This is a genomic window from Wolbachia endosymbiont (group A) of Hylaeus communis, assembly GCF_947251915.1.
Taxonomy (GTDB): domain Bacteria; phylum Pseudomonadota; class Alphaproteobacteria; order Rickettsiales; family Anaplasmataceae; genus Wolbachia; species Wolbachia pipientis.
The window spans coordinates 339,834-360,578 of record NZ_OX366396.1 but is presented as its reverse complement, the minus strand read 5'-3'; the positions used below and the strand labels follow the sequence as shown (position 1 = coordinate 360,578).

Genomic DNA, 20,745 nt, shown 5'->3' with positions numbered 1-20,745 from the left:
CCTTAATTATACTCTAACTTTAACTCATCAACCACATATTGTGGCACTTGCTCATAACAAGAAAAATGCATACTATACTGCGCCCTTCCCTGAGACATAGAACGCAAAACGTTGATATAACCAAACATATTTGCAAGAGGTACCGAAGCAGTAATTATTTTACTATTATTACCTAAATCGAGCATATCAGCAACATTTCCTCTTCTACTATTTATATCACCCATAACATCACCCATATATTCTTCAGGAGTAATGATTTCAACTTTCATTATAGGCTCCAGCATTTTTGGACCAGCTTTATTTGCCATCTCTTTAAAAGCACCTTTAGCAGCAAGTTCAAAAGCTAAAGGACTAGAATCAACCTCATGAAAAGCACCATCAAGAAGGGTAGCCTTAAAATCAATCAACGGAAATCCCGAAATTATACCACCTTCTTTTATCAACTCCAAGCCATTTTCTACCCCAGGAATATACTCTTTTGGAATAGCACCACCTACAATTTTACTTTCAAATTGAAACCCAGAACCAGGCTCAAGAGGTTCAAATTTTATTTTAACCTTAGCAAACTGACCAGCTCCACCAGATTGTTTTTTATGAGTGTAATCAATTTCAACAGATTTAGTGATAGTTTCACGATATGCAACCTGAGGAGCACCGACGTTAGCCTCAACGTTAAATTCGCGCTTCATTCTATCAACAATAATCTCAAGATGGAGCTCACCCATGCCTTTCAATATAGTCTGGCCACTTTCCGCATTTACTGACATTCTTAAAGAAGGATCTTCTGCAACCAACCTATTTAGAGCAATACCTAATTTTTCCTGATCTGAAGTGGTTTTAGGTTCCACAGCAATTTCAATAACAGGCTCAGGAAATTCCATACGCTCCAATAATATAGGAAAATCAACAGAACATAAAGTATCTCCGGTGGTTGTTTTCTTTAGCCCAACTAAAGCAACTATATCTCCAGCCCTAGCCTCAGTTATATCTTCTCGGTTATTTGCATGCATAAGTAACATTCTGCCAATCCCTTCAGTTTCGTTTTTTAACGCATTTGAAACGGTAGATTTAGACTTTAATTTACCAGAATAAATACGGATAAACGTCAAGCTGCCTACAAATTTATCCGTCATCACTTTAAATGCAAGAGCAACAAATTTCTCTTTTTCTGAAGGTTTGACCTCAATTTTCTTTTCTGAATCTTTAGGATCAATTCCAACAATTACATCAACATCAATAGGAGAAGGTAAAAAGTCAACCACACCATCTAAAAGTGGTTGTACGCCTTTATTTTTAAAAGCTGATCCACATAACACAGGAACAAATTTTCCTTTAATGGTCCCATTTCTCACGCATTTTTTCAGTAAATCTACTGGCAGATCATTAGACTCAAAGTAAGTATTCATCGCTTCATCATCCATCTCAGCTGCAGCATCTAATAAAAGATTTCGATATTCTTGAGCCTTATCAAGCAAATCAGAAGGAATATCTTCATAAGAAAATTTAGCGCCCAACGTTTCTTCTTGCCATATAATGGCTTTCATAGAAATAAGGTCAATTATACCTTTGAAATCTTTCTCACTCCCTATTGGTAAATGAATAACTAAAGGTGCTGCACCAAGCTTCGTCTTTATCATATCAACACATCGATAAAAATTTGCCCCTATTCTATCCATCTTATTAACAAAGCAGATACGAGGAACGCTATATTTATCAGCTTGACGCCACACTGTCTCAGATTGAGGTTCAACTCCAGCAACTCCATCAAATACAGCAACTGCACCATCCAAAACCCTTAAAGATCTCTCAACTTCAATAGTGAAATCAACGTGACCAGGAGTGTCTATTATATTGACCCTATGATCATTCCAAAAACATGTTGTTGCAGCAGATGTGATTGTAATACCACGCTCTTTTTCCTGGTCCATCCAATCCATAGAAGCTGCACCATCGTGCACTTCACCAATTCTATTTTGCTTACCAGTATAAAATAAAATACGCTCTGTTGTGGTAGTCTTACCAGCATCTATGTGAGCCATTATCCCTATATTTCTGTATTTAGATATTCCAATTTCCATATCACAATTAATTAGCTAACATTAAAAACGAAGATGAGAAAATGCCTTATTAGCTTCAGCCATTTTATATTTTTCTTCGCACATCTTAAACGCACCACCGCGTTTATTATAAGCATCCAGTATTTCAGATTGCAAACAATCAACAGTGGTTTTTCCACTCTTTTTTCGAGCAGCAGAAGTTGCTTTAGCAATCCACCTTAACGCTAAAGAAACCGCTCTATCTTGTCGAACTTCAACAGGTACTTGATAAGTTGCACCACCAATGCGTCGAGAACGCACTTCTATAGAAGGAGTAACATTTCCTACTGCTGTCTCAAAAATTGATAACCCACCTTCGCCTATTTTCTTTTCAGCTAAAGACAAAGCGTCATAGATAATCTTTTCTGCAGTAGATTTTTTACCACATTTCATGATTGTATTAATGAAACGCATCAGCAAAACACTGCCGTAACGCGAATCAGGACTTATTTCTCTTTTTTTTGCTTTATTCCGACGAGCCATAAACTTTAACCAGATTTCTTTACACCATATTTTGAACGAGCTTTCTTTCGATTTTGCACACCACGCAGATCAAGGGCACCTCTTATTATGTGATAACGCACACCTGGCAAATCTTTAACCCGCCCACCACGTATCAAAACAACAGAGTGTTCTTGTAAATTATGACCTTCACCAGGTATATAAGCCGTCACTTCACCATACCCACTAATTTTTACTCTGGCTACTTTACGGAGTGCTGAGTTAGGCTTTCTAGGAGTTGTAGTATACACCTTAGTGCAAACACCTCTCCTTTGAGGGTTGCTTTCTCCCAAAGCTGGTACCTTTTTCTTATGGGTCAATCCTAATCTACCCTTACGTATTAATTGATTTATCGTAGGCATATGTTATAAACTCAAGCTCATTAAAATAACTAAGTTTTTAGTTATAAAATAATAAACCTCAATAGTCAATATAAAAATAAACATTACTACTCTAATAATTAAGCTCAACTGCCTTGAAAGCCATCAGTAGACTTCTTGCACTACCTCCCAAGCCACAACTGTCATTCAGTAGAAACGAAAAAATTACTTTACAAGCTTCGCCAGCCCCCTTATCATGAAACTGAAGCTATTTATTTATCTTCTCTGTACAGATTAAATGACAAAAAAACTCACGTATCTGGCGTATCATGTTTAATTTTTTGCACTATGTGCACCTTATGTCTTATAAAATTTCTACCTACATAAGCTGAAACGCGCTTATAAAGCGTTTAAAACATAAAAAAACGCCAACTTAAAAAATGGATAGTGAATAACTAGCTACCCTAGGGTTTCTTTTGCCTTTTTTTCTGTTTAGTAAATTTCTTAAACATTTATGACTAAAGGTTAGTTGCATTAAAAAGCAGCTAAATCGCGGTTATTAAGCGTTTAGAATAAAAAAACGCCATACTTGAAAGTATAATGTAAGTAATTAGCCAACCACGGGGCTTCTTTTGCCTTTTTTTTCGTTTGGTAAATTTCTTAATGTTTATAGCTAAACGACAACCGTCATCCCGCTACGTGTTAGCGGGATCTAGAGATACCGCGGCGGTATGACGTGGACTGCTGTCATTCCGCTACGTGTTAGCGGCTAAGATACCGCGAATGAATCGCGGTATGACGGTTCGTGGCGGTATGAAGTAAAGCTCGCGTTAGCTATACTTTTATGCTCACCAACTTAGCTGGATCCAAGTAGTCAAGCTACTTGGATCTACAAATTGCAATGTTCGTACAGTTGCGTGCTTGACACTGGGATTTAGTGCAGTTATCCTAAACTCAAAGATTTACGCTCATCTTGCTATTCTTGGCTGAAAGGAACATATTTTTAGAATAATGAAAACAATCAGCACTTTAATTCAAGAAGGATCGGAGTTATTATCGTCACATAAAGTTGAATCACCACATTTGGATTGTGAAATCATCATGCAGCACGTACTTGGAGTGGAAAGATCATTCATAATTATGAATCACACTAATCAGGTACCAAGAGACAAAGAACTTCTATTTTGGAAATTAACAAAAAAAAGAGCGGAAAGATATCCAATATCGCAAATAATAGGTAATCGTGAATTCTGGAGTAAAAATTTTATAGTTAATCAGCATGTTTTAGATCCAAGGCCAGATAGTGAAACAATAATCCTAGCAGTGTTAAAATATTACCCAAACAAAAAACAGAAACTAAAAATTGCAGATTTTGGTACAGGTACAGGCTGTTTATTGATATCCGTACTCAGTGAGTATGAATATGCTGTTGGCGTCGGTTTTGAAAAAAGCTTGGAAGCATACAAAGTTGCCTATCAGAACACAAAGAAACATGATCTCCTCAGCAGAGCCAAAATATTTCCTAGTTCGTGGACAGAGTGCAGCGATTTATTTGATCTGATAATTAGCAATCCTCCATATATTAAAAGAAGTAAATTGAAAGACTTGCAAGCCGAAGTACAAAAGGAACCAAGAATTGCTCTTGATGGTGGTATTGATGGTCTGAGTTGTTATTTGAGTATTTTTCCAATATTGAGAAAGTGCCTTAAAAAAAATGGGTTTGCGATATTGGAGGTAGGTGAAGATCAAAATGATATTGACAAAATAATACCCTTGTATGAACTAGCTTTTCAGGAGTACGTACATGATTTAGCAGGAGTGAAGAGATGCATTGTTGTGAAAAGAACATAGCTAATGTTTTCTTGTATTATCTCCTTCATCCCATATTATCCTATGTCATCCCAGTACCCTCTACCTCGTCATCCCAGTGCGTGACACTGGGATCTATATTTAGAGGTTGTCCGGAAACAAGTAAATTCAAGCATATTCCCTCTTTAACATAACCCTACTCATAGCTAGGTATATGAAATTCTCAGTGGATGTTGTGAGTAAATCATACTCCTTCGATAGCCTTCTATTCCTATTAACCCAAGCAAAAGTCCTTTCTACAACCCATCTTCTTGGCTGTACTTTAAACCCTTGTTCTCTTGTTGGTAGTAGCTCAGGTGGCGTATCTTTGTGCACCCAAAATCTACATGTAGGCCTTTTAACAATTTCAATATCTATGTCATATTCTTCCTTTATGTGATTCTTTAAATTTCTTCCTTGGTATCCCATGTCAGCCCACATTTTTTTAACTTTAGTATATTTTGTTCTCATATTGTTTAATGCTATTTTAATACCATCTCTATCATTTTCGTTAGCAGCGCCTACGTAACAACCTAGTATAAAACCCTGAGTGTCTGTAATTATATGCCTTTTTCTACCCTTTACTTTTTTACTTCCATCATAGCCTTTGATCCCCCCTTTTCTGTAGTCTTTACAGATTGACTATCTACTATACAGGCACTCGGCTGCTCATTCCTTCCTATTTTTCTTCTACTATATTTTGTAATTTCATAATTCATTTTCTCAAAAATTCCCTGCTTCTTCCATTGCCTGAACTGCTCATACACAGTCTTCCATAGCGGAAAATCATTTGGTAAATACCGCCATTGACACCCTGTACGCAATACATAGAAAATTGCTTCTAATATTTCTCTTTTGCTATACTTTGGCGGCCTTCCTCCTTTCTTGTATGATACTCTGAAGTGTTTTTCTATTCTTGCCCATTCCCTTTCGCTTAGATCTGTTGGATACTTTTTTCTCATCTTTACCCCGTACTAAAATTTCAGATATTATAGCCTTTTACTTGTTTCCGGACAACCTCTTAGAGCTCTTTCCATAAAAGTCCGGATGTGATAGGATAAGGGTAGATGATGATAAGGAGGTTGAATGCCAGCAGCATATAGTTATGATTTAAGAAAAAAAGCAATGGAAGCGCTAGACGAAGGAGAAAGCAGAGAAACAGTGGCAGCAAGATTTAAGATTGGACGAACTATAGCATTTCTCATAATAGTCCGAACAGGTCATAGGAAGGCAGAATCAACAGCACGACGAAAGGATTCGAATAGAGGAATGTTTTTCCTGGCTCTGTTTTTTATAGCAAACCAATGATGCTCAATTTTGTTGAAATCTGGAGAATAAGGCGGCAGATACAAAATTTCTGCACCAACCCCTTTAGCAAGCTCGATAATCTTATCAGACTTATGAAAAGTAGCATTGTCAAGAATGACAGTCTGTCCAGGTTCCAAGATCGGTGTCAAAAATTGCTCAAACCATCCATTAAAAACATCCATATTACAGTGGCCTTCAAAGGTTAACGGAACAACTATCTTTCTTCCACTTAAGGCTGCAACCATACTGATTCGTTGAGTTTTCTTTCCAGATTTTAAGGCATAAAACCGCTGTCCTTTCTGGCAATATCCGTAGGGGTAGTCTTCGGTGTTATCAATGCCAGACTCATCTATATACACTAAGTTTTTAGGTTCTTTTGTCGCTATAATTTTCAAAAATTCAGCACGTTTTTCTTCGTTTCTTTCCTTGTATCCATATGTCTTTTTTTGCGCGTAAATTCAATTTTTTTAAGGGCTCGATAGATCGTTTGGATACTAACGTTGTTCCAAAGTTTAGCCATTTCCGATAGAGTCTTTCCTCCGTGTTCTCTGGCAAATTTGGCAAAGGTATCCCAGTCGGTAATTTTGTGATTGTAACCCCCATTTCCAAGTTTTTTTGATTGAAAGTCTCCTGTTTCTTTTCTTCTTTGCTGCCACTCCCATAAAGTAGTTCGTCCAATCTTAAATCTTGCTGCCACTGTTTCTCTGCTTTCTCCTTCGTCTAGCGCTTCCATTGCTTTTTTTCTTAAATCATAACTATATGCTGCTGGCATTCAACCTCCTTATCATCATCTACCCTTATCCTATCACATCCGGACTTTTATGGAAAGAGCTATACTTTATGGGAGTGGCAGCAAAGAAGAAAAGAAACAGGAGACTTTCAATCAAAAAAACTTGGAAATGGGGGTTACAATCACAAAATTACCGACTGGGATACCTTTGCCAAATTTGCCAGAGAACACGGAGGAAAGACTCTATCGGAAATGGCTAAACTTTGGAACAACGTTAGTATCCAAACGATCTATCGAGCCCTTAAAAAAATTGAATTTACGCGCAAAAAAAGACATATGGATACAAGGAAAGAAACGAAGAAAAACGTGCTGAATTTTTGAAAATTATAGCGACAAAAGAACCTAAAAACTTAGTGTATATAGATGAGTCTGGCATTGATAACACCGAAGACTACCCCTACGGATATTGCCAGAAAGGACAGCGGTTTTATGCCTTAAAATCTGGAAAGAAAACTCAACGAATCAGTATGGTTGCAGCCTTAAGTGGAAGAAAGATAGTTGTTCCGTTAACCTTTGAAGGCCACTGTAATATGGATGTTTTTAATGGATGGTTTGAGCAATTTTTGACACCGATCTTGGAACCTGGACAGACTGTCATTCTTGACAATGCTACTTTTCATAAGTCTGATAAGATTATCGAGCTTGCTAAAGGGGTTGGTGCAGAAATTTTGTATCTGCCGCCTTATTCTCCAGATTTCAACAAAATTGAGCATCATTGGTTTGCTATAAAAAACAGAGCCAGGAAAAACATTCCTCTATTCGAATCCTTTCGTCGTGCTGTTGATTCTGCCTTCCTATGACCTGTTCGGACTATTATGAGAAATGCTATACTATGGTCAAGCCATAGGATGACAGGAACGGTTTTATGCATTTTTTAAAAGGGCAACATGTTTAAGCTTTGCTGGCAAAGTGGAAAGTAAGGCCAGCCTCTATGCCGTGTGTATGAAAAAAGCCGTTCTGTATGGTAGTGGATACTTGATTATTACCTGTTTGTTTAGCCATTTGACTTGTTGCGGTATCCCACTTTAAGGTTTCTAGTTTGTACTCACTGCTACCAATAGCACCAAAACCTCTATATCCGATATGCATATTTACATCTTCGTTTATGCGATAATCAAGGCCAGCTTTTAATTGACCTGCGGGTCTTATTGACGATTTTTCAAACATTGTCATTCTTGTTGCACCGACTCCAACCCCAACATAAGGAGAAAAAGAGAAACGGTCACTTTTCCAATGATGATAAACATTTGCCATTACAGATATGTTCTCAATTTGGTCATGATTGACTATTGCTCCATAACTCTCTTTTGGGTCATTTTTATCCTTTGTGTAGGATATTGTCATCTGGCCACTTGTTAAACCAATATTATCCACTTTTACAGAAGAATACATTCCTTCCAATTCAGCTCTGTAGCTATTGCCATTCAATTCCCCTGTATAACCAAGTGCCACATTTGCAGCAAAAGGTGGATTATAATCTCCTTTATACTTACTTAGTGACTGACCGTCTGTGTTCTGAGCACTCCTGTCATTTATAGATACATTATTGGCATCTGTAGCAGCAGTATCTCCAATTTTTGCTTTCAACTCACCCATGCCATTAAAAAATTGACCATAATACCCACTACCAAAGTAAAACCCTTCTGTTTCACTTGCAAAAGATTGTTGTGACAACAATAAAGCAAGTGCTGTAACCGCTAATGTTTTTTTACTAATCATTACTACTCCTCTAGTTAAAATAGCTAATCTAATACTAATTAATTAAAAATGGCTTAATATGAAAAACCTAATTATTTGCATAACTTGCACTTTTCTGAGCTAAAAATAGGCAAAGTTAACCTTACTTCTCGTCATTTTTTAATTTATCGTCAATATCCTCATCTTCAAATTCATCCTCCTCTTCTTCGTCATCAAACCCATCATCGCTCCTATCCTCATCTTCCTCGTCATCATCTTCAAACTTATCGTCAATATCTTCATCATCAATATCTTCGTCTGCAAATTCATCTGATTCATCATATACTGCATCTTCGGTTTTAGTTTCAGCAGGATAATCAACTGAATTAGGCCCCTCAAGAGCATTATTCCCCTCGTTATTAACCTTATCTTTGCTCGCAGCGGCAGAAAGAACTTTATTTGGGTCATATGGTTCTTGTGTAGGCACACGAGTTTGCTTGAGCAGCCTTCTTGTGAAGGTGGTATCACTGTAGTACAAAATTTTCTTTGATTTAATTGGGTAAGTCGACTCTATTAAAATTATCTGATCGTCACGTGGCAACATAATAACTTCTTGAGGCAATAGCAATGCTCTCTGTATTTCAGAGATATGTAATGACCTTGAAGCAGGATTTAAATCTAAAAATTTAGGCTTATTCAACGATTCTTGTTGTACAGTTTTGTTTCCTATAAGTTGCGATATTAAATTAGCTGTTTCAATATTATTGGCTGCAAAAGTTATTCTGTAAGTCGAGTTTGACAAAAAGGAGTTCATCCCTGCTTCTTCGTATATTCCTTTGAGCTGCTCAGTATCTTGAACAATTAAGAATAACCTAACTCGATAACCACGAAAATATGCAATACCTGTTTGAAATTGCTCCATTTTTCCAAGTGTAGGAAACTCATCCATTAAAAACAATACACCATAAGGCTCATCATCCGATGGCAATTTTCTACATAAAAACTCAGTTGCCTGTTGGTAAAAAACCTGCATTAAAGGCCTGAGCCTAGTCAAGTTGTCAGGAGTTAAACCAACATAAACTGTAATTTTCTTCTTTTTAAAATCTAGAATATTAAAATCACTTGACGCAGTTGCAGTATCAATCAATGGGTTTGCCCACAATTCAAGCGATGAGTTCATGGTTGATACAACACCCGACCTTTCTTTATCAGCTTTTTGTAAAAAAGCTGCAATATTCATATATGCTACAGGGTGTAGTATTTTACCCATCGTATCAAGAGCAACAGCAAGATTATAAACTACATCATCACTACGCATCGTACGCACAACTTCACCAAAAGATTTAACTTTCTCTGGTGCAGCAAGTAAGTATAATACCACTCCAACAAATAAGCTTCTTGCTTCATTCTGCCAAAAGTCTTGTTCAGGCATGATTAGGTTAGCTATTTTCTGCACATCGTCAACCATCTGCCCAGGTTTTTCACTAATCCATTGTAATGGATTGTAACAGTGACTTATTCCATCTGGCTGCGCTGGATTCCATACGTATACTTTTTGTCCTTGTCGTTCTCGCCAACCACTTGTTATTTCATAGTTTTCTAATTTTATGTCGTGTACAATTACCGAGTCAGTCCAAAATAATAAATTAGGAATTACAAAGCCAACACCCTTACCAGAACCTGTAGGTGCAAATAACAATGCATGCTGAAACCCATCAGAAATGAAGTATCCTCTTTTATCTTTACCAAGCAATAATCCCTTTTTGCTTCTTAATCCTGCTTTTCGTATGTCTTTCTCTGATGCCCACTGCGAGTCTCCATGAAGTGATTCTTTCTTTTTAAATGGTCGCCACTCAATTATCCTTTCTCTTAAATTCCACAAAATAATCATTAAAACAATGATAGGCAGTGCAGAAGATATAATTAATGTGATTTTGAGCTCAAGGCTATATAACTCTGGATGATGCCAACAATATTGTATATGATCAAAGATTGTTGGCCAAAGAGCTTGAGGGAAAGGCGTCAAACTAGGATTAATTGCCTTAAAATCCACAGCATCCGGACCGTCAACTAATAGAAAGAACAATATACCAGATAGATAGAAGCAAAACTCAAGTATGCTAAAAGCTACTACACCTCCTATGAGAATATTACGTAGGTGATTTCCATTACTCATAAACTACTCTTCCTTAACTTATGTATAAATTTAAGCATTTTCGCTCGCAGATCTAGTAAATAATATCTCAGAAATGCTTCTTTTGCCCCCACCGGTTCTTTTTAGCTGAATAACAATATCAATCACATTTCTAATGTATGGTATAATTTGATCTGGAGGAATGCCAAGGTTTGCTTGCATAACCATCAGTTTTATTTGCTCAAGGGCCATCGTTGGACTATCCGCATGAAGGGTTGATATTGATCCAGGGTGACCAGTATTTATCGCCCTGAGAAAACTAAAAGCTTCCGCTCCACGGAGCTCACCAACTATTATTCTGTCTGGCCTTAAACGTAAGCACGCTTCTATCAAATCTTGAGTGGTTACTTTTGCTCTGCCCTGCCCTCCTTTAGAGGCAATTAGATGGACTTTATTGGGGTGTTCGTTCAAAACGATTTCCCTTGCATCCTCAACAGTAATAATTCTTTCCTCAACTGGAATAGCACGCAAAGTAGCATTAGTAAAAGTAGTCTTACCAGTGGAAGTTCCACCACTAATTATAATATTTTTCTTACTTATTACAGCGTATTCTAAAAACTCTTTTATTTTTTTTTGCCTTAACAATAAATCCAAATGACGGTCAACTGGATTATCAGTTGCTTCTGTAACAGTTTCAGAAAAAGCCCCCATTTTTTCGTAATCATCGAGTGCTAACTGCATGCTAGAAGGCTTACGAATCGACATGACTACTTTATCAGGTTCACATGCTGGCGGAAATACTATCTGTATACGGTAACCATTTGGTAATGTTGCCGAAAGTAACGGCGCTTCTTCGCTAAGTTTTTGTTCTGTAGCTTGAGCAATCAGTCTGCCAAGAGATTTCAAATGGTTAAGATCGAATACTTCTAATTTTTCACACCTTATTTCACCGCGATTTTCAATCCATACTTCCTTTGGCTTATTTATTGATATTTCATTTACGCCTTCTTCTTGAAATATGCCTTGTAATGGCTCCAAATATGTATCAAGTGCAGCATAGTTCATTTCATTGATTTAATATTGCCTGTGGAGGAAATACTATATCTTGGTTAACAAATACTTTCAATGCAGTGCCTTGATCAACATAAATAGTTGGTTTTTTATCTGTATATCTGCCCACTACATCCCGCATATCTTTAGAAAAATCCTCGATTGATTTCCCGATTGCTTCATCATAAACAGACTTGCTTTTTCTTTGAATTTGTTCTAACAGTTGATTTACAATTTCCAGGCTTATATTTACCTCGTCTTCTTCAATTCCTAGTGCTTTTGCTATTTCCTCTTTCATTATTTTTAGTAAATCTTGTCTGCTTTTGGCACTCCGAATTCTTCCGATAGCCCCAAGGCCTAATTTCCATTTGTCACTAGATATCTTCTTTTCTGGGTCAATAATGAGTTGGAGAGAAGAAAAATCTATTTCGGTTGCAGTGATAGACTTTACTGCATCTCTGATAGTTAGCGTATCAACAAGATTAGAAGCCTTTTGCCCTATAACAGCAGAACCAATCGAAACACCAGCAAGTGTCACTGAAGAGAATAACGCACTTACTATTTTGTTATCAACTATTCCTGCTATTCCTGCTCTACCAAGCTCGTCAGTACTAAGTGATGAGATTGCAATATCTATTCCATGTGGCAGAATCACTCTATTCCAGTTTATATTTACACGAGATTTAGCAACATTCGAGTCAAATGAATAACTGCCTATCAATCTTGAGCCTTTAGGTATTAAAACTGTATCACCAGTTTCTGCATAAACATCTCTACTCACCATAGCACGCAGCATTCCTTGCAGATCAGAGTTTATTGCAGTTTCAAGAACAGCATCAATAATTTTACCTTGAGTAATCATTAAACCAAGCTTTCCTACTCTGGTAGCTTTGCTCGATTGTGCTGAAGTGTCGGATAAAATAGCATCAGCAGACTTGTTCTCTCCACTACCACCTGAAATTGTCAACATCTGTGCACTACGTCTGTCTCTAGGATAACCGCCACCCCCTATTGTAGGAAACGAGGTAGGTAAATTGCCCATAACATTACTAGAAGGAAAATTTTGCTTTGGCAAAATAGGTATATTTGACACAGGAGTTTCTTTTGGTTTCTCTTCTTCTTTTTTCATCACTTCTTCTTTTCTAATTTGTTTTATTTCTGGTATGATTAGTGGTGTAGGAAGAGGAGGTAAGGGTGGTAAGGGATCAGTTATTATTCTTTCAGGAACCATTACATTATCTGGAACTTGTTCCAACTTTCCTTTCAATTCTTGAACGTTTTGCTTTGTTTCCTCTTTTTTAATAACTTCTGAACCCTCTTTAGGAGAAGGACTAAAATAGAGATAATACACTCCACCAGCCAGAAGCACTAAAATAATGACCATCAATGCCCTATGACCTTGATTAGAGCCAACTGTTACTACCTTATTCTCTATTTCTGATTCATCTTCTGAATTGTTACGCCTTTCTTTATTCATATTGCATGTACCACAGCTAAAGTGACCTATTTATAATTTCAACTTCACCATCTTCATAACGCATAAATAGCTTTTTATGTACTCCTTTTATTATAACATAATCATCAAATAACAGCCTTTTACAAGGTTTATCCTCCCCTTCTACAAAAACCTGAGGTATTTTATTATTATTTCTAAATTTTAAATAGGTTAAATAACCATCATCAAATAACTCGATCGGAACTATATCCGCATTACCACCTTCATCAATATATGTATAATTGTACTTCGTATCATTTTCTTGTATTATTTTTTCTAGCTTGTCTGTAGTATATTGCATTTGAGTAGGTAAAGAAACCTCATCTAAATCAACATCAAATTCACCTTCTTCTTGAGGATAATAAAAACGTACTACGTAAGATATATCCTTTTCAGCAGAATAATCGTGATCCACTTTCTTAGCATCAGTATCCGGGTATTTATCGTAGTTTGGCCTTGAGATTAAATCAAAAATGTAATTTCTTTTTTTAGTTGTCGTAATAATCATGTTAGTGCGACTACTAACTTCAAATGGCATGATAAGCAATTTATTGTCATAAGGATTAATTTTCCAACTTGATGCATCACCAACAGCGATATTTTTAACTTTTTCTCCTTCCGCAAATTCAATATAAGAATAGTAACCCTGACTAAAAACCACCGTAAATACTTCATTAGGGCTATACACAAAAGTCTTTATTCTACTATCTATAGAAATAGGCTCATTATAATTAATGGATGCGTTTAAATTGCCACTTACAAGTAAAGCTAAAACTAATAATATCCTATACATATTCATCATCTACTCTATATGAAATAACTTGAAATCCTAATGGGTTAATATATCTTTGCTGATCATCCATTTCAAGCGATGCATATCTATATGACATAATAACTATCTTATTTTTTCTCGTAGAACTTCCATCTTTCCGTGTAAATTCCACAAAAAATCTCACCTGAAGAGCATCGTTACCCAACTTTTGAATTGAGCGAATTTTAAATTCACTTTTGGTATCTGAATATAAATTAAAAAGATCATCCATATTCTGCGATCCTACATAATTTCTAAATTCATTATACACATTAGGTGAGGAAAACAACCTCACCTTTGTATAATAGTTATCATTATAATGATATGGATCAAAAACCTCCCTTGCTTTTATATACTCTGAAATAAAATAATCGTTTAGCGCTTCATCTGCAGAATACTGTTTTACTGTGACAGGATCAACCAATTGCACTATTCCTGATTTCTTGTCAATTTCTATAACAAATGGCTCAATAGTGCTACTTGTGCTAATTTTAAATACGACTAATATGCTGATAGAGATCGTTGCTAATAATATTAATGCAAATAAAAGTAGAATATTCCTTTGAGCAATAACTGTGCTGTAGCGGTTTGAATTCCAATTTATATCCTTATCTAAGGATTCAGTATTTTTTTCTCGCTTAAAAAATCTTAGCATTTTAGTATTCCTAAAAATCTTAACTTATGTTAATAAACATAGCAAATTAACAAAGTAGTTACAGCAAAAAAGCTAAAAAACTCTTAATCTATGGCCTAATTTACCAAACTTTGTCTCCATATATGAATCGTTATATTTATTACGTTCCACAATAAGTGGTAGACACTTTGTAACTCCTATACCACTACTTTCCAATTCTGACAATTTCCTATCATTGTTTGTAAGTAATTGGATTTTGTTAATGTTCAATTTCTTAAGCATTTTAGCTGCAACAGCAAAACTCCTTTCATCATCTTCAAAACCCAATATTCTATTTGCATCAACAGTATCAAGATTATGTCCTCTTTGCATACTGTACGCTCTTAACTTATTAGTTAAACCAATGCCTCTTCCATCTTGCATCAAATACAATATAATACCACTTCCAGAGTCAGCTATCATTTGAATTGCTTGATGTAACTGACTTCTGCAATCGCATGACAAGCTATCTAACAAGTCACCCGTATAGCACGAAGAATGAATTCTCACTAATGGTTCGTCATCTTTATCTGGATTGCCAATGATAATTGCATGATGTTCTCTTCCACCACTTTCGGTTCTATAAGATATGATATTTACTTCTTGAGTCTGTTTTAAAAATAATGATGTTTTGCACACTTCATATACATCCTGATTTTCTTGAAAATTATTTATGAATGACGTGTCCAGTGCAATAACGTCATTTTTCTCGCACCAATTTCGCATTTCATGGTTATTCTCAAAAGTCATATCAGCCACTAACGCGTATGGCAATAATTCTGAGAACTTAAGCAAGGCAATAGCACATTCATCTATTGTCTTTGAGCATTGCAACTCTTTTATGCAATCTTCCTTTGAACAGTTTATTAAATAGAGCAGTTCATCAAAATTATTCACCAACAGACGTTTGCTGTTATGTTCTTTATTCTGAGATATGTATTTTACCTTACTTGAAGTTAAAGTAACATATACATTACTTGATGTAAGCTTGTATTGATTAAATAAATCTCTTTCTAAAGCCTCAGCAGCAGCAAACAATAGGTAATTACTTTCATCATATATTACAATTGGCCGACCGCGCCTGATTTCGCTGATAGCTCTTTCTACCTTATTGCTACTCTGATTTCCTATAAACATTTTTACCCATATTAAACAGCGATAAAAACTGGTGCGGCCGAGAAGACTTGAACTTCCAAGGCCTTATGAGCCACAGCGACCTCAACGCTGCGTGTCTACCAATTCCACCACGGCCGCACTATATTCTAGTTTTTATATAATTATTTTAAATTACTTAATCATTTTAGAATTTTTCATCTAGAGTGTCAATCTGATACTAGAATAATTTAGAAATTGTTTGTATAATTTGATTATGAATTTTGTGATTATAAATTTTAATCATTTAAGATAACCTTACTACTAATTTTTAACTTAGGTTTTTATACAAATGAATATAGCTAATATCTTTATTTTTTTAGCTCTCTCTCTTATAACTAGCTTTCATTTCGTCCATGCACAAATATTATACACATGGTCTCAAGTTATCCCAGAAAATAAACTAAGCATACGCGCAATTACGGACAATGACATGTGTCCCATTGTTTATGTTGATGGCGAGGAAACAGAAATGCTGAATCGCAGCTCAATTAACAATGGTGATCATAACGAAACAGTTTGTGAACTGACAGTACAAACAAGTGCCAAAAACATTAGTATTGAGGATCTACGGGTTCCTATATTACCAAAAAAGGTTAATAAAATTGCTTTCATTGGTGACACGGGCTGTAGAATAAATATGTTATTTCAGCAGGAATGTAATTCGGTAGATAGCTGGCCTTTAAAAAAAAATTTAGATTCAATCGCCCTTCATAAACCAGATTTAATTATCCATGTTGGTGATTATCATTATAGACAAACAAAATGTAGAAATACAAAAAAGTGTGGCGATATTTATGGATATAATAAAGAAGTTTGGTACGCTGATTGGTTTGAGCCTGCAAAGGATATTTTATCACAATCCCCTTTCCTTTTTGTTCGTGGAAACCATGAGAGTTGTGATAGAGCTTATGAAGGATGGTTCAGGTATCTAGATTCATACCCCTTTTCGTCTGAAAAATGTGGTAACTTCGTTTCTAGTTGGTCCTTAGATGCTGGACCGATGAAATTTTTTATCTTCGACTCTTCATCCGGTGAGGATATTTTTACAACCCAAAGCACAATTGATGCTTTTGAGAGGCAATTTGATAAATTGATACAAAATAGTTCTGACAAGCCCATGTGGTTTTTAACTCATAAACCGCTTTGGAGATCTCCAAAAAAAGAATTTTTGACATTAAAAAGCCATGGTAATCTTACACAAATCGAAGCTTTTGGAGATAAATTTCCAAGCAATGTTACTACCATAGTTTCTGGTCACATTCATATAGCCCAGATTTTATTAATGGATAATGTTCCAGACCAAATTATAGTTGGAAACGGTGGTGCATCATTACACGCTCAAGATCAAGAATCTGTTTATCAAAATGTAGAATTTGACTATTTAAATGGTAAAAACTACTTAGCACACGAGGTTAGAAACTTTTTTGGCTTTGGCTTTGCAATACTAAATTTAGATGATCACGAATTTACCTTCTATAATCAACACAATAAGGAAATGTATTCTGCGAAGCTAACAGAAGATTTTAAACTTAAACGGATTAAAACTATAGTCGATTCATTTTAGGATTTGTTATTAGCTATTTTAAAAACGCTACTTAAACATTTTTTTTAATCGATTGATTTCATCAGCAAATTTTGAGTCGGTCTTTATAAAATTTTCTACTTGTTTTACTGCATGTATAACAGTAGCATGGTCTCTGCCACCAAAGTTTCTCCCAATATCTGGTAGGCTTTTTTGCGTAAATTTTTTGGCAAAATACATAGCTATTTGTCTTGGCCTTGCAAGACTGCGAAGCCTTCTATTGGATTGCATATCTGCAACCTTTATATTGAAAAATTCAGCTACTTTCTTTTGTATTTCTTCTATTGTGACTGACCTATGATTTGACCTAAGAAGATCGATTAGGGTTTCACTAGCTGATTCTACCGTCATACTTCTTCCAATTAATGAGGTATGGGTAACCTTATTTAATGCTCCTTCTAATTCTCTTATATTAGATTTTATGTTCCTTGCTAAAAACTCTAGGACATCTTTCGGAACATACATATTCATCTGCTCCACTTTTGCCTGCAATATACCAAGCCTTAATTCAAAAGTTGTTTCATTAATATCTGCCACCAACCCCCAACCGAGTCGTGATTTTATTCTTTCTTCCACTCCATCAAGATCACTAGGAGACCTATCAGCTGATATAACCAATTGTTTATTTTGGTCTATCAATGCATTGAAAGTGTGAAAAAATTCTTCTTGTGTACTATCTTTACCACTGATAAATTGCACATCATCTACCATCAATACATCTACTGATCTAAATTGCTCTTTAAATAACATAATATCTTTGCTTCGCAGCGCTGTAATATATTGGTACATGAATTTCTCTGCTGATAAATACACCACTTTTCTTTTTGCTGATGGGGAATTGACTATGTGCCAAGCTATAGCATGCATTAGATGTGTTTTACCAAGTCCCACTCCACCATATAGAAACAAAGGATTGCTGCCTAATATTGGATCTATAGATTCTGCCACACGCTTTGCCGCCGTAAATGCTAATTCATTTGGCTTTCCCACTACAAAATTATCAAAGGTGAACCTTGGATCCAGCGGCGAACCAAGATTATGATTACTTTCCTCTCTGTTTTTTAGTATAACATTAAAATTTGAATTCCTCTCCTCAATTACTTGAATATCAATAGAACGTATACTTTTATCTTCGCTTTGCCATAATGATAATATTTTTTTCATGTAATGAACTGTAATCCACTCTTTTATAAACCTTGTTGACACGGATAAAAGAACTTCCCCATTTCTGCTACTGACAAATTTTAGTGAACTCAGCCAGCTATTATATGTTGCTTCTCCATAAAGATTATAAAGACAATTTTGGATTTTTTCCCAAGTAACATTGTGATCCGTTACTGTAATAATCTGATCAAAAAACATAGTAGAAACCTTAGGGCTAGTTAAGTTCATATACTACACCAAGAAAAAAGCAATAATTAGAAAAATATAAGATAATCAATAGCTTACTGCAAAATGAAAAGCTAATACTACTTAATACATACTAAAAATTATGGTGATTTTTTGATGGGTTGTAAAGGGTATAAAAACATTAAAATTGATCATTTTTATTTCAAAAAAATGAAAAATTTGTAAATGTCGCTTGTATCGAGGATTAGAAGCATGCTATTAAAAACAGTAATACATTATGTATAAATAAGATGTTAAATTTACTGGCAAATAAGTAAAGTATTCATATAAATATAGCTAACCTAATATAGATTTACTGAAGCAAATTTATGATTATATTAAGTAATTTGAGTTGTTATGCTGTATTCGGTATTGAACTAGAGTTTTACATTGAAGGAATAGAAAAAGAATACTTATTTCTGAATAGCATCAAAAATAAAATAGCATCTCTTGAATTTTCTTGCGAGAAGGAGAATTCTACACATCAGTATGAGATAAAAAGTGGTTGTTATACGAACTCCTACAATTTAATTAAGCATTTTGAGTTAGCAAAACAATCACTTACTGAAACAGCACAAAAACTAGGTGGGAATGTTTCTTTTAAAGCAAAGCCTTATTTGGATAGAGCAGGCAGTGCATTAAATGTGCATGTTAATCTCGTGAATTCAAATAACGGTAACTTATTTTATATCAATGAGCAAAAGTACAGTGACTATCTGATTCATAGTATTGGTGGATTATGTGCAATGATGAAAAAACATATGTTGTTTTTTGCTCCAAATGATGATTCATATTTAAGATTTCAGTATCCGGATATTCACACTCCAACTACGATTAGTTGGGGAGTAAATAACAGAACTGCTGCGATAAGAATTCCCTATTTTGGCAACGATTTCAAAAGATGCCGCCTAGAGCACCGCGTTCCCGGAGCAGATTGTGACCTTGAAAAAGTACTCACAGCAATAATTGAAGGTATGGTTTTTGGTATAGAGAACAAAATTGCTCCGCCAAATAGGGTCTACGGCATTGCATCTGATCCTCAATATGAGATGGAGAGGTTAATATAACAACTATCTATCAAATCCTAATCCGTTAAACCCCTTTTGGGTAATTGGCTGTTTTAGCATTTTTTTTACATCATTATCTACATTTTTGCACTGTAATAGCAAGTCTAAAGCAGATAGTTTCTGCGTGCCTTTAGATTCAAGCTCTAGATTGCTTAACACTTGCCCAGGAAGTGGATTACCAAGCACATCCATGTGCTCAGGAAGAGGTTTCATCTGATTCTTTATAGAGCTAGAGTTATTTTGTGTAAGAGTTTTATCATTTAGCATGCTCAGAATAATTTCCTCAGGCACTACCATAGTTTTTGTATAATCAACAGGATTACTATTTTCAGCATCTATAGTCACATGAATTGGTTCGCCAAACGCATTTATAGGACCACCAAGTGATCCTTTCTCCATGCGTTCTTGTGCTCTTTTCCTTATTATTTCTTCTTCTAACTCAGTTTCAGTTCTTTCTGGTTCTTTTGCGGTATCTTTTTCTTCACCTTCATCAACACTGCTATACCCTTCATCTTCTGAAACTTTCTCTCCTGAAACACCAGTAATTTCAGGCTGTTCTTTTTTAGTTCTTATTTTATGAATCAGCGAAAGTAATAAGTAAGTAACTGCAGCAGCAGAAACGATAATGGCTATCTTTGCGGCAATGTGGATTGCTGTTAAAAATATTAAAGCTGATAAAGCTCCAGCTAATCCAGACACAATAACTTTATTTTTGCCCTTTGTTACATTTAGAATTGCCCCCATAATAACCTCTCAAATACTGTTCTAGAATTATTATACAGGAATTTTCTTATACTTGCAATTTTGCGAAAATTTTAATTATTTGCGTAAAGTTTTAAAGCTACACAA

17 protein-coding genes, 1 tRNA gene and 2 pseudogenes are annotated in these 20,745 nt (G+C 35.4%); 5 read left to right on the top strand and 15 right to left on the bottom strand.

What is annotated here, in order from left to right:
* Positions 1–2 precede the first annotated feature (2 nt).
* From fusA to rpsL, 3 genes are read right to left on the bottom strand one after another with little or no spacing between them, the layout of a single operon-like run.
* Positions 3–2,078, bottom strand: a complete 2,076-nt coding sequence (gene fusA, locus OPR52_RS01770) for an elongation factor G (protein ID WP_265038324.1) — start codon at positions 2,076–2,078, stop codon at positions 3–5.
* A gap of 21 nt (positions 2,079–2,099) precedes the next feature.
* The gene (gene rpsG / locus OPR52_RS01765) at positions 2,100–2,579 is read right to left on the bottom strand and encodes a 30S ribosomal protein S7 (RefSeq protein WP_007549313.1); all 480 of its coding nucleotides are present in this window, start codon (positions 2,577–2,579) and stop codon (positions 2,100–2,102) included.
* A 5-nt stretch (positions 2,580–2,584) separates the two neighbouring features.
* Entirely contained in the window at positions 2,585–2,959 is a 375-nt protein-coding gene (gene rpsL / locus OPR52_RS01760; protein WP_006279787.1) for a 30S ribosomal protein S12, read from the bottom strand.
* Between the two features lie 969 nt (positions 2,960–3,928).
* On the opposite strand from rpsL, the gene prmC reads away from it, so the two are divergent.
* On the top strand, positions 3,929–4,768 hold the full coding sequence (prmC, locus tag OPR52_RS01755) for a peptide chain release factor N(5)-glutamine methyltransferase (protein WP_264722986.1): 840 nt from the start codon (positions 3,929–3,931) through the stop codon (positions 4,766–4,768).
* A gap of 126 nt (positions 4,769–4,894) precedes the next feature.
* On the opposite strand, the pseudogene OPR52_RS01750 reads toward prmC, so the two are convergent.
* Positions 4,895–5,727, bottom strand: a pseudogene (locus OPR52_RS01750) (IS5 family transposase).
* Between the two features lie 124 nt (positions 5,728–5,851).
* On the opposite strand from OPR52_RS01750, the gene OPR52_RS01745 reads away from it, so the two are divergent.
* Positions 5,852–6,073 (top strand): IS630 transposase-related protein, encoded by a 222-nt coding sequence (locus tag OPR52_RS01745; RefSeq protein WP_264723033.1) that lies wholly within the window; start codon positions 5,852–5,854, stop codon positions 6,071–6,073.
* On the opposite strand, the gene OPR52_RS01740 is transcribed toward OPR52_RS01745, so the two are convergent.
* Positions 5,986–6,845, bottom strand: a protein-coding gene (locus tag OPR52_RS01740; RefSeq protein WP_265037751.1) for an IS630 family transposase whose coding sequence is annotated in 2 segments (ribosomal slippage) — positions 5,986–6,521 and positions 6,521–6,845 — 861 coding nt in all. Because the reading frame shifts where the segments join, the coding sequence is not laid out codon by codon here. The genes OPR52_RS01745 and OPR52_RS01740 overlap by 88 nt on opposite strands.
* 63 nt (positions 6,846–6,908) lie before the next feature.
* On the opposite strand from OPR52_RS01740, the pseudogene OPR52_RS01735 reads away from it, so the two are divergent.
* Positions 6,909–7,663 (top strand): annotated as a pseudogene (locus OPR52_RS01735) (IS630 family transposase); the annotation flags it as partial.
* A 91-nt stretch (positions 7,664–7,754) separates the two neighbouring features.
* On the opposite strand, the gene OPR52_RS01730 reads toward OPR52_RS01735, so the two are convergent.
* From OPR52_RS01730 to OPR52_RS01695, 8 genes are all read right to left on the bottom strand, one after another.
* Positions 7,755–8,582 (bottom strand): P44/Msp2 family outer membrane protein, encoded by an 828-nt coding sequence (locus tag OPR52_RS01730; protein WP_265038323.1) that lies wholly within the window; start codon positions 8,580–8,582, stop codon positions 7,755–7,757.
* A gap of 121 nt (positions 8,583–8,703) precedes the next feature.
* Complete coding sequence (locus tag OPR52_RS01725) at positions 8,704–10,716, bottom strand: type IV secretory system conjugative DNA transfer family protein (RefSeq protein ID WP_265038322.1); 2,013 nt, start codon at positions 10,714–10,716, stop codon at positions 8,704–8,706.
* Between the two features lie 30 nt (positions 10,717–10,746).
* On the bottom strand, positions 10,747–11,739 hold the full coding sequence (virB11, locus tag OPR52_RS01720) for a P-type DNA transfer ATPase VirB11 (RefSeq protein WP_264722983.1): 993 nt from the start codon (positions 11,737–11,739) through the stop codon (positions 10,747–10,749).
* A 1-nt stretch (position 11,740) separates the two neighbouring features.
* Positions 11,741–13,201, bottom strand: coding sequence for a TrbI/VirB10 family protein (locus tag OPR52_RS01715; protein WP_264722982.1), 1,461 nt, complete (start codon positions 13,199–13,201; stop codon positions 11,741–11,743).
* Between the two features lie 16 nt (positions 13,202–13,217).
* Positions 13,218–14,018 carry a P-type conjugative transfer protein VirB9 gene (virB9, locus tag OPR52_RS01710; RefSeq protein ID WP_174515708.1) on the bottom strand — a complete coding sequence of 267 codons (801 nt, stop codon included), beginning with the start codon at positions 14,016–14,018 and terminating at the stop codon, positions 13,218–13,220.
* Positions 14,005–14,685 carry a VirB8 family type IV secretion system protein gene (locus tag OPR52_RS01705; RefSeq protein WP_265038321.1) on the bottom strand — a complete coding sequence of 227 codons (681 nt, stop codon included), beginning with the start codon at positions 14,683–14,685 and terminating at the stop codon, positions 14,005–14,007. Before OPR52_RS01705 ends, virB9 begins: the two co-directional genes overlap by 14 nt.
* 72 nt (positions 14,686–14,757) lie before the next feature.
* Positions 14,758–15,840: a GTP cyclohydrolase II gene (locus OPR52_RS01700; protein WP_010082649.1), complete on the bottom strand. Its 1,083-nt coding sequence runs from the start codon at positions 15,838–15,840 to the stop codon at positions 14,758–14,760.
* A 29-nt stretch (positions 15,841–15,869) separates the two neighbouring features.
* Positions 15,870–15,957 (bottom strand) — tRNA-Leu (locus tag OPR52_RS01695).
* A 190-nt stretch (positions 15,958–16,147) separates the two neighbouring features.
* On the opposite strand from OPR52_RS01695, the gene OPR52_RS01690 reads away from it, so the two are divergent.
* The gene (locus OPR52_RS01690) at positions 16,148–17,422 is read left to right on the top strand and encodes a metallophosphoesterase (protein WP_006279778.1); all 1,275 of its coding nucleotides are present in this window, start codon (positions 16,148–16,150) and stop codon (positions 17,420–17,422) included.
* A gap of 27 nt (positions 17,423–17,449) precedes the next feature.
* Here the strand turns inward: OPR52_RS01690 and dnaA are convergent, their stop codons facing one another.
* On the bottom strand, positions 17,450–18,832 hold the full coding sequence (dnaA, locus tag OPR52_RS01685; protein ID WP_010962298.1) for a chromosomal replication initiator protein DnaA: 1,383 nt from the start codon (positions 18,830–18,832) through the stop codon (positions 17,450–17,452).
* A gap of 326 nt (positions 18,833–19,158) precedes the next feature.
* Here dnaA and OPR52_RS01680 point away from each other — a divergent pair, with 326 nt between their 5' ends.
* The gene (locus OPR52_RS01680; RefSeq protein WP_006280263.1) at positions 19,159–19,896 is read left to right on the top strand and encodes a type I glutamate--ammonia ligase; all 738 of its coding nucleotides are present in this window, start codon (positions 19,159–19,161) and stop codon (positions 19,894–19,896) included.
* 3 nt (positions 19,897–19,899) lie between these two features.
* Here OPR52_RS01680 and OPR52_RS01675 read toward each other — a convergent pair whose 3' ends face one another.
* On the bottom strand, positions 19,900–20,640 hold the full coding sequence (locus tag OPR52_RS01675; protein ID WP_265038320.1) for a hypothetical protein: 741 nt from the start codon (positions 20,638–20,640) through the stop codon (positions 19,900–19,902).
* Positions 20,641–20,745: the final 105 nt, after the last annotated feature.

What these genes read in the sequence shown, in the direction of transcription:
- fusA (WP_265038324.1), bottom strand. Translation starts at nt 2,078, where the DNA reads ATGGAAATTGGAATATCTAAATACAGAAATATAGGGATAATGGCTCAC.
- rpsG (WP_007549313.1), bottom strand. Translation starts at nt 2,579, where the DNA reads ATGGCTCGTCGGAATAAAGCAAAAAAAAGAGAAATAAGTCCTGATTCG.
- rpsL (WP_006279787.1), bottom strand. Translation starts at nt 2,959, where the DNA reads ATGCCTACGATAAATCAATTAATACGTAAGGGTAGATTAGGATTGACC.
- prmC (WP_264722986.1), top strand. Translation starts at nt 3,929, where the DNA reads ATGAAAACAATCAGCACTTTAATTCAAGAAGGATCGGAGTTATTATCG.
- OPR52_RS01745 (WP_264723033.1), top strand. Translation starts at nt 5,852, where the DNA reads ATGCCAGCAGCATATAGTTATGATTTAAGAAAAAAAGCAATGGAAGCG.
- OPR52_RS01730 (WP_265038323.1), bottom strand. Translation starts at nt 8,582, where the DNA reads ATGATTAGTAAAAAAACATTAGCGGTTACAGCACTTGCTTTATTGTTG.
- OPR52_RS01725 (WP_265038322.1), bottom strand. Translation starts at nt 10,716, where the DNA reads ATGAGTAATGGAAATCACCTACGTAATATTCTCATAGGAGGTGTAGTA.
- virB11 (WP_264722983.1), bottom strand. Translation starts at nt 11,739, where the DNA reads ATGAACTATGCTGCACTTGATACATATTTGGAGCCATTACAAGGCATA.
- OPR52_RS01715 (WP_264722982.1), bottom strand. Translation starts at nt 13,201, where the DNA reads ATGAATAAAGAAAGGCGTAACAATTCAGAAGATGAATCAGAAATAGAG.
- virB9 (WP_174515708.1), bottom strand. Translation starts at nt 14,018, where the DNA reads ATGAATATGTATAGGATATTATTAGTTTTAGCTTTACTTGTAAGTGGC.
- OPR52_RS01705 (WP_265038321.1), bottom strand. Translation starts at nt 14,685, where the DNA reads ATGCTAAGATTTTTTAAGCGAGAAAAAAATACTGAATCCTTAGATAAG.
- OPR52_RS01700 (WP_010082649.1), bottom strand. Translation starts at nt 15,840, where the DNA reads ATGTTTATAGGAAATCAGAGTAGCAATAAGGTAGAAAGAGCTATCAGC.
- OPR52_RS01690 (WP_006279778.1), top strand. Translation starts at nt 16,148, where the DNA reads ATGAATATAGCTAATATCTTTATTTTTTTAGCTCTCTCTCTTATAACT.
- dnaA (WP_010962298.1), bottom strand. Translation starts at nt 18,832, where the DNA reads ATGAACTTAACTAGCCCTAAGGTTTCTACTATGTTTTTTGATCAGATT.
- OPR52_RS01680 (WP_006280263.1), top strand. Translation starts at nt 19,159, where the DNA reads ATGATTATATTAAGTAATTTGAGTTGTTATGCTGTATTCGGTATTGAA.
- OPR52_RS01675 (WP_265038320.1), bottom strand. Translation starts at nt 20,640, where the DNA reads ATGGGGGCAATTCTAAATGTAACAAAGGGCAAAAATAAAGTTATTGTG.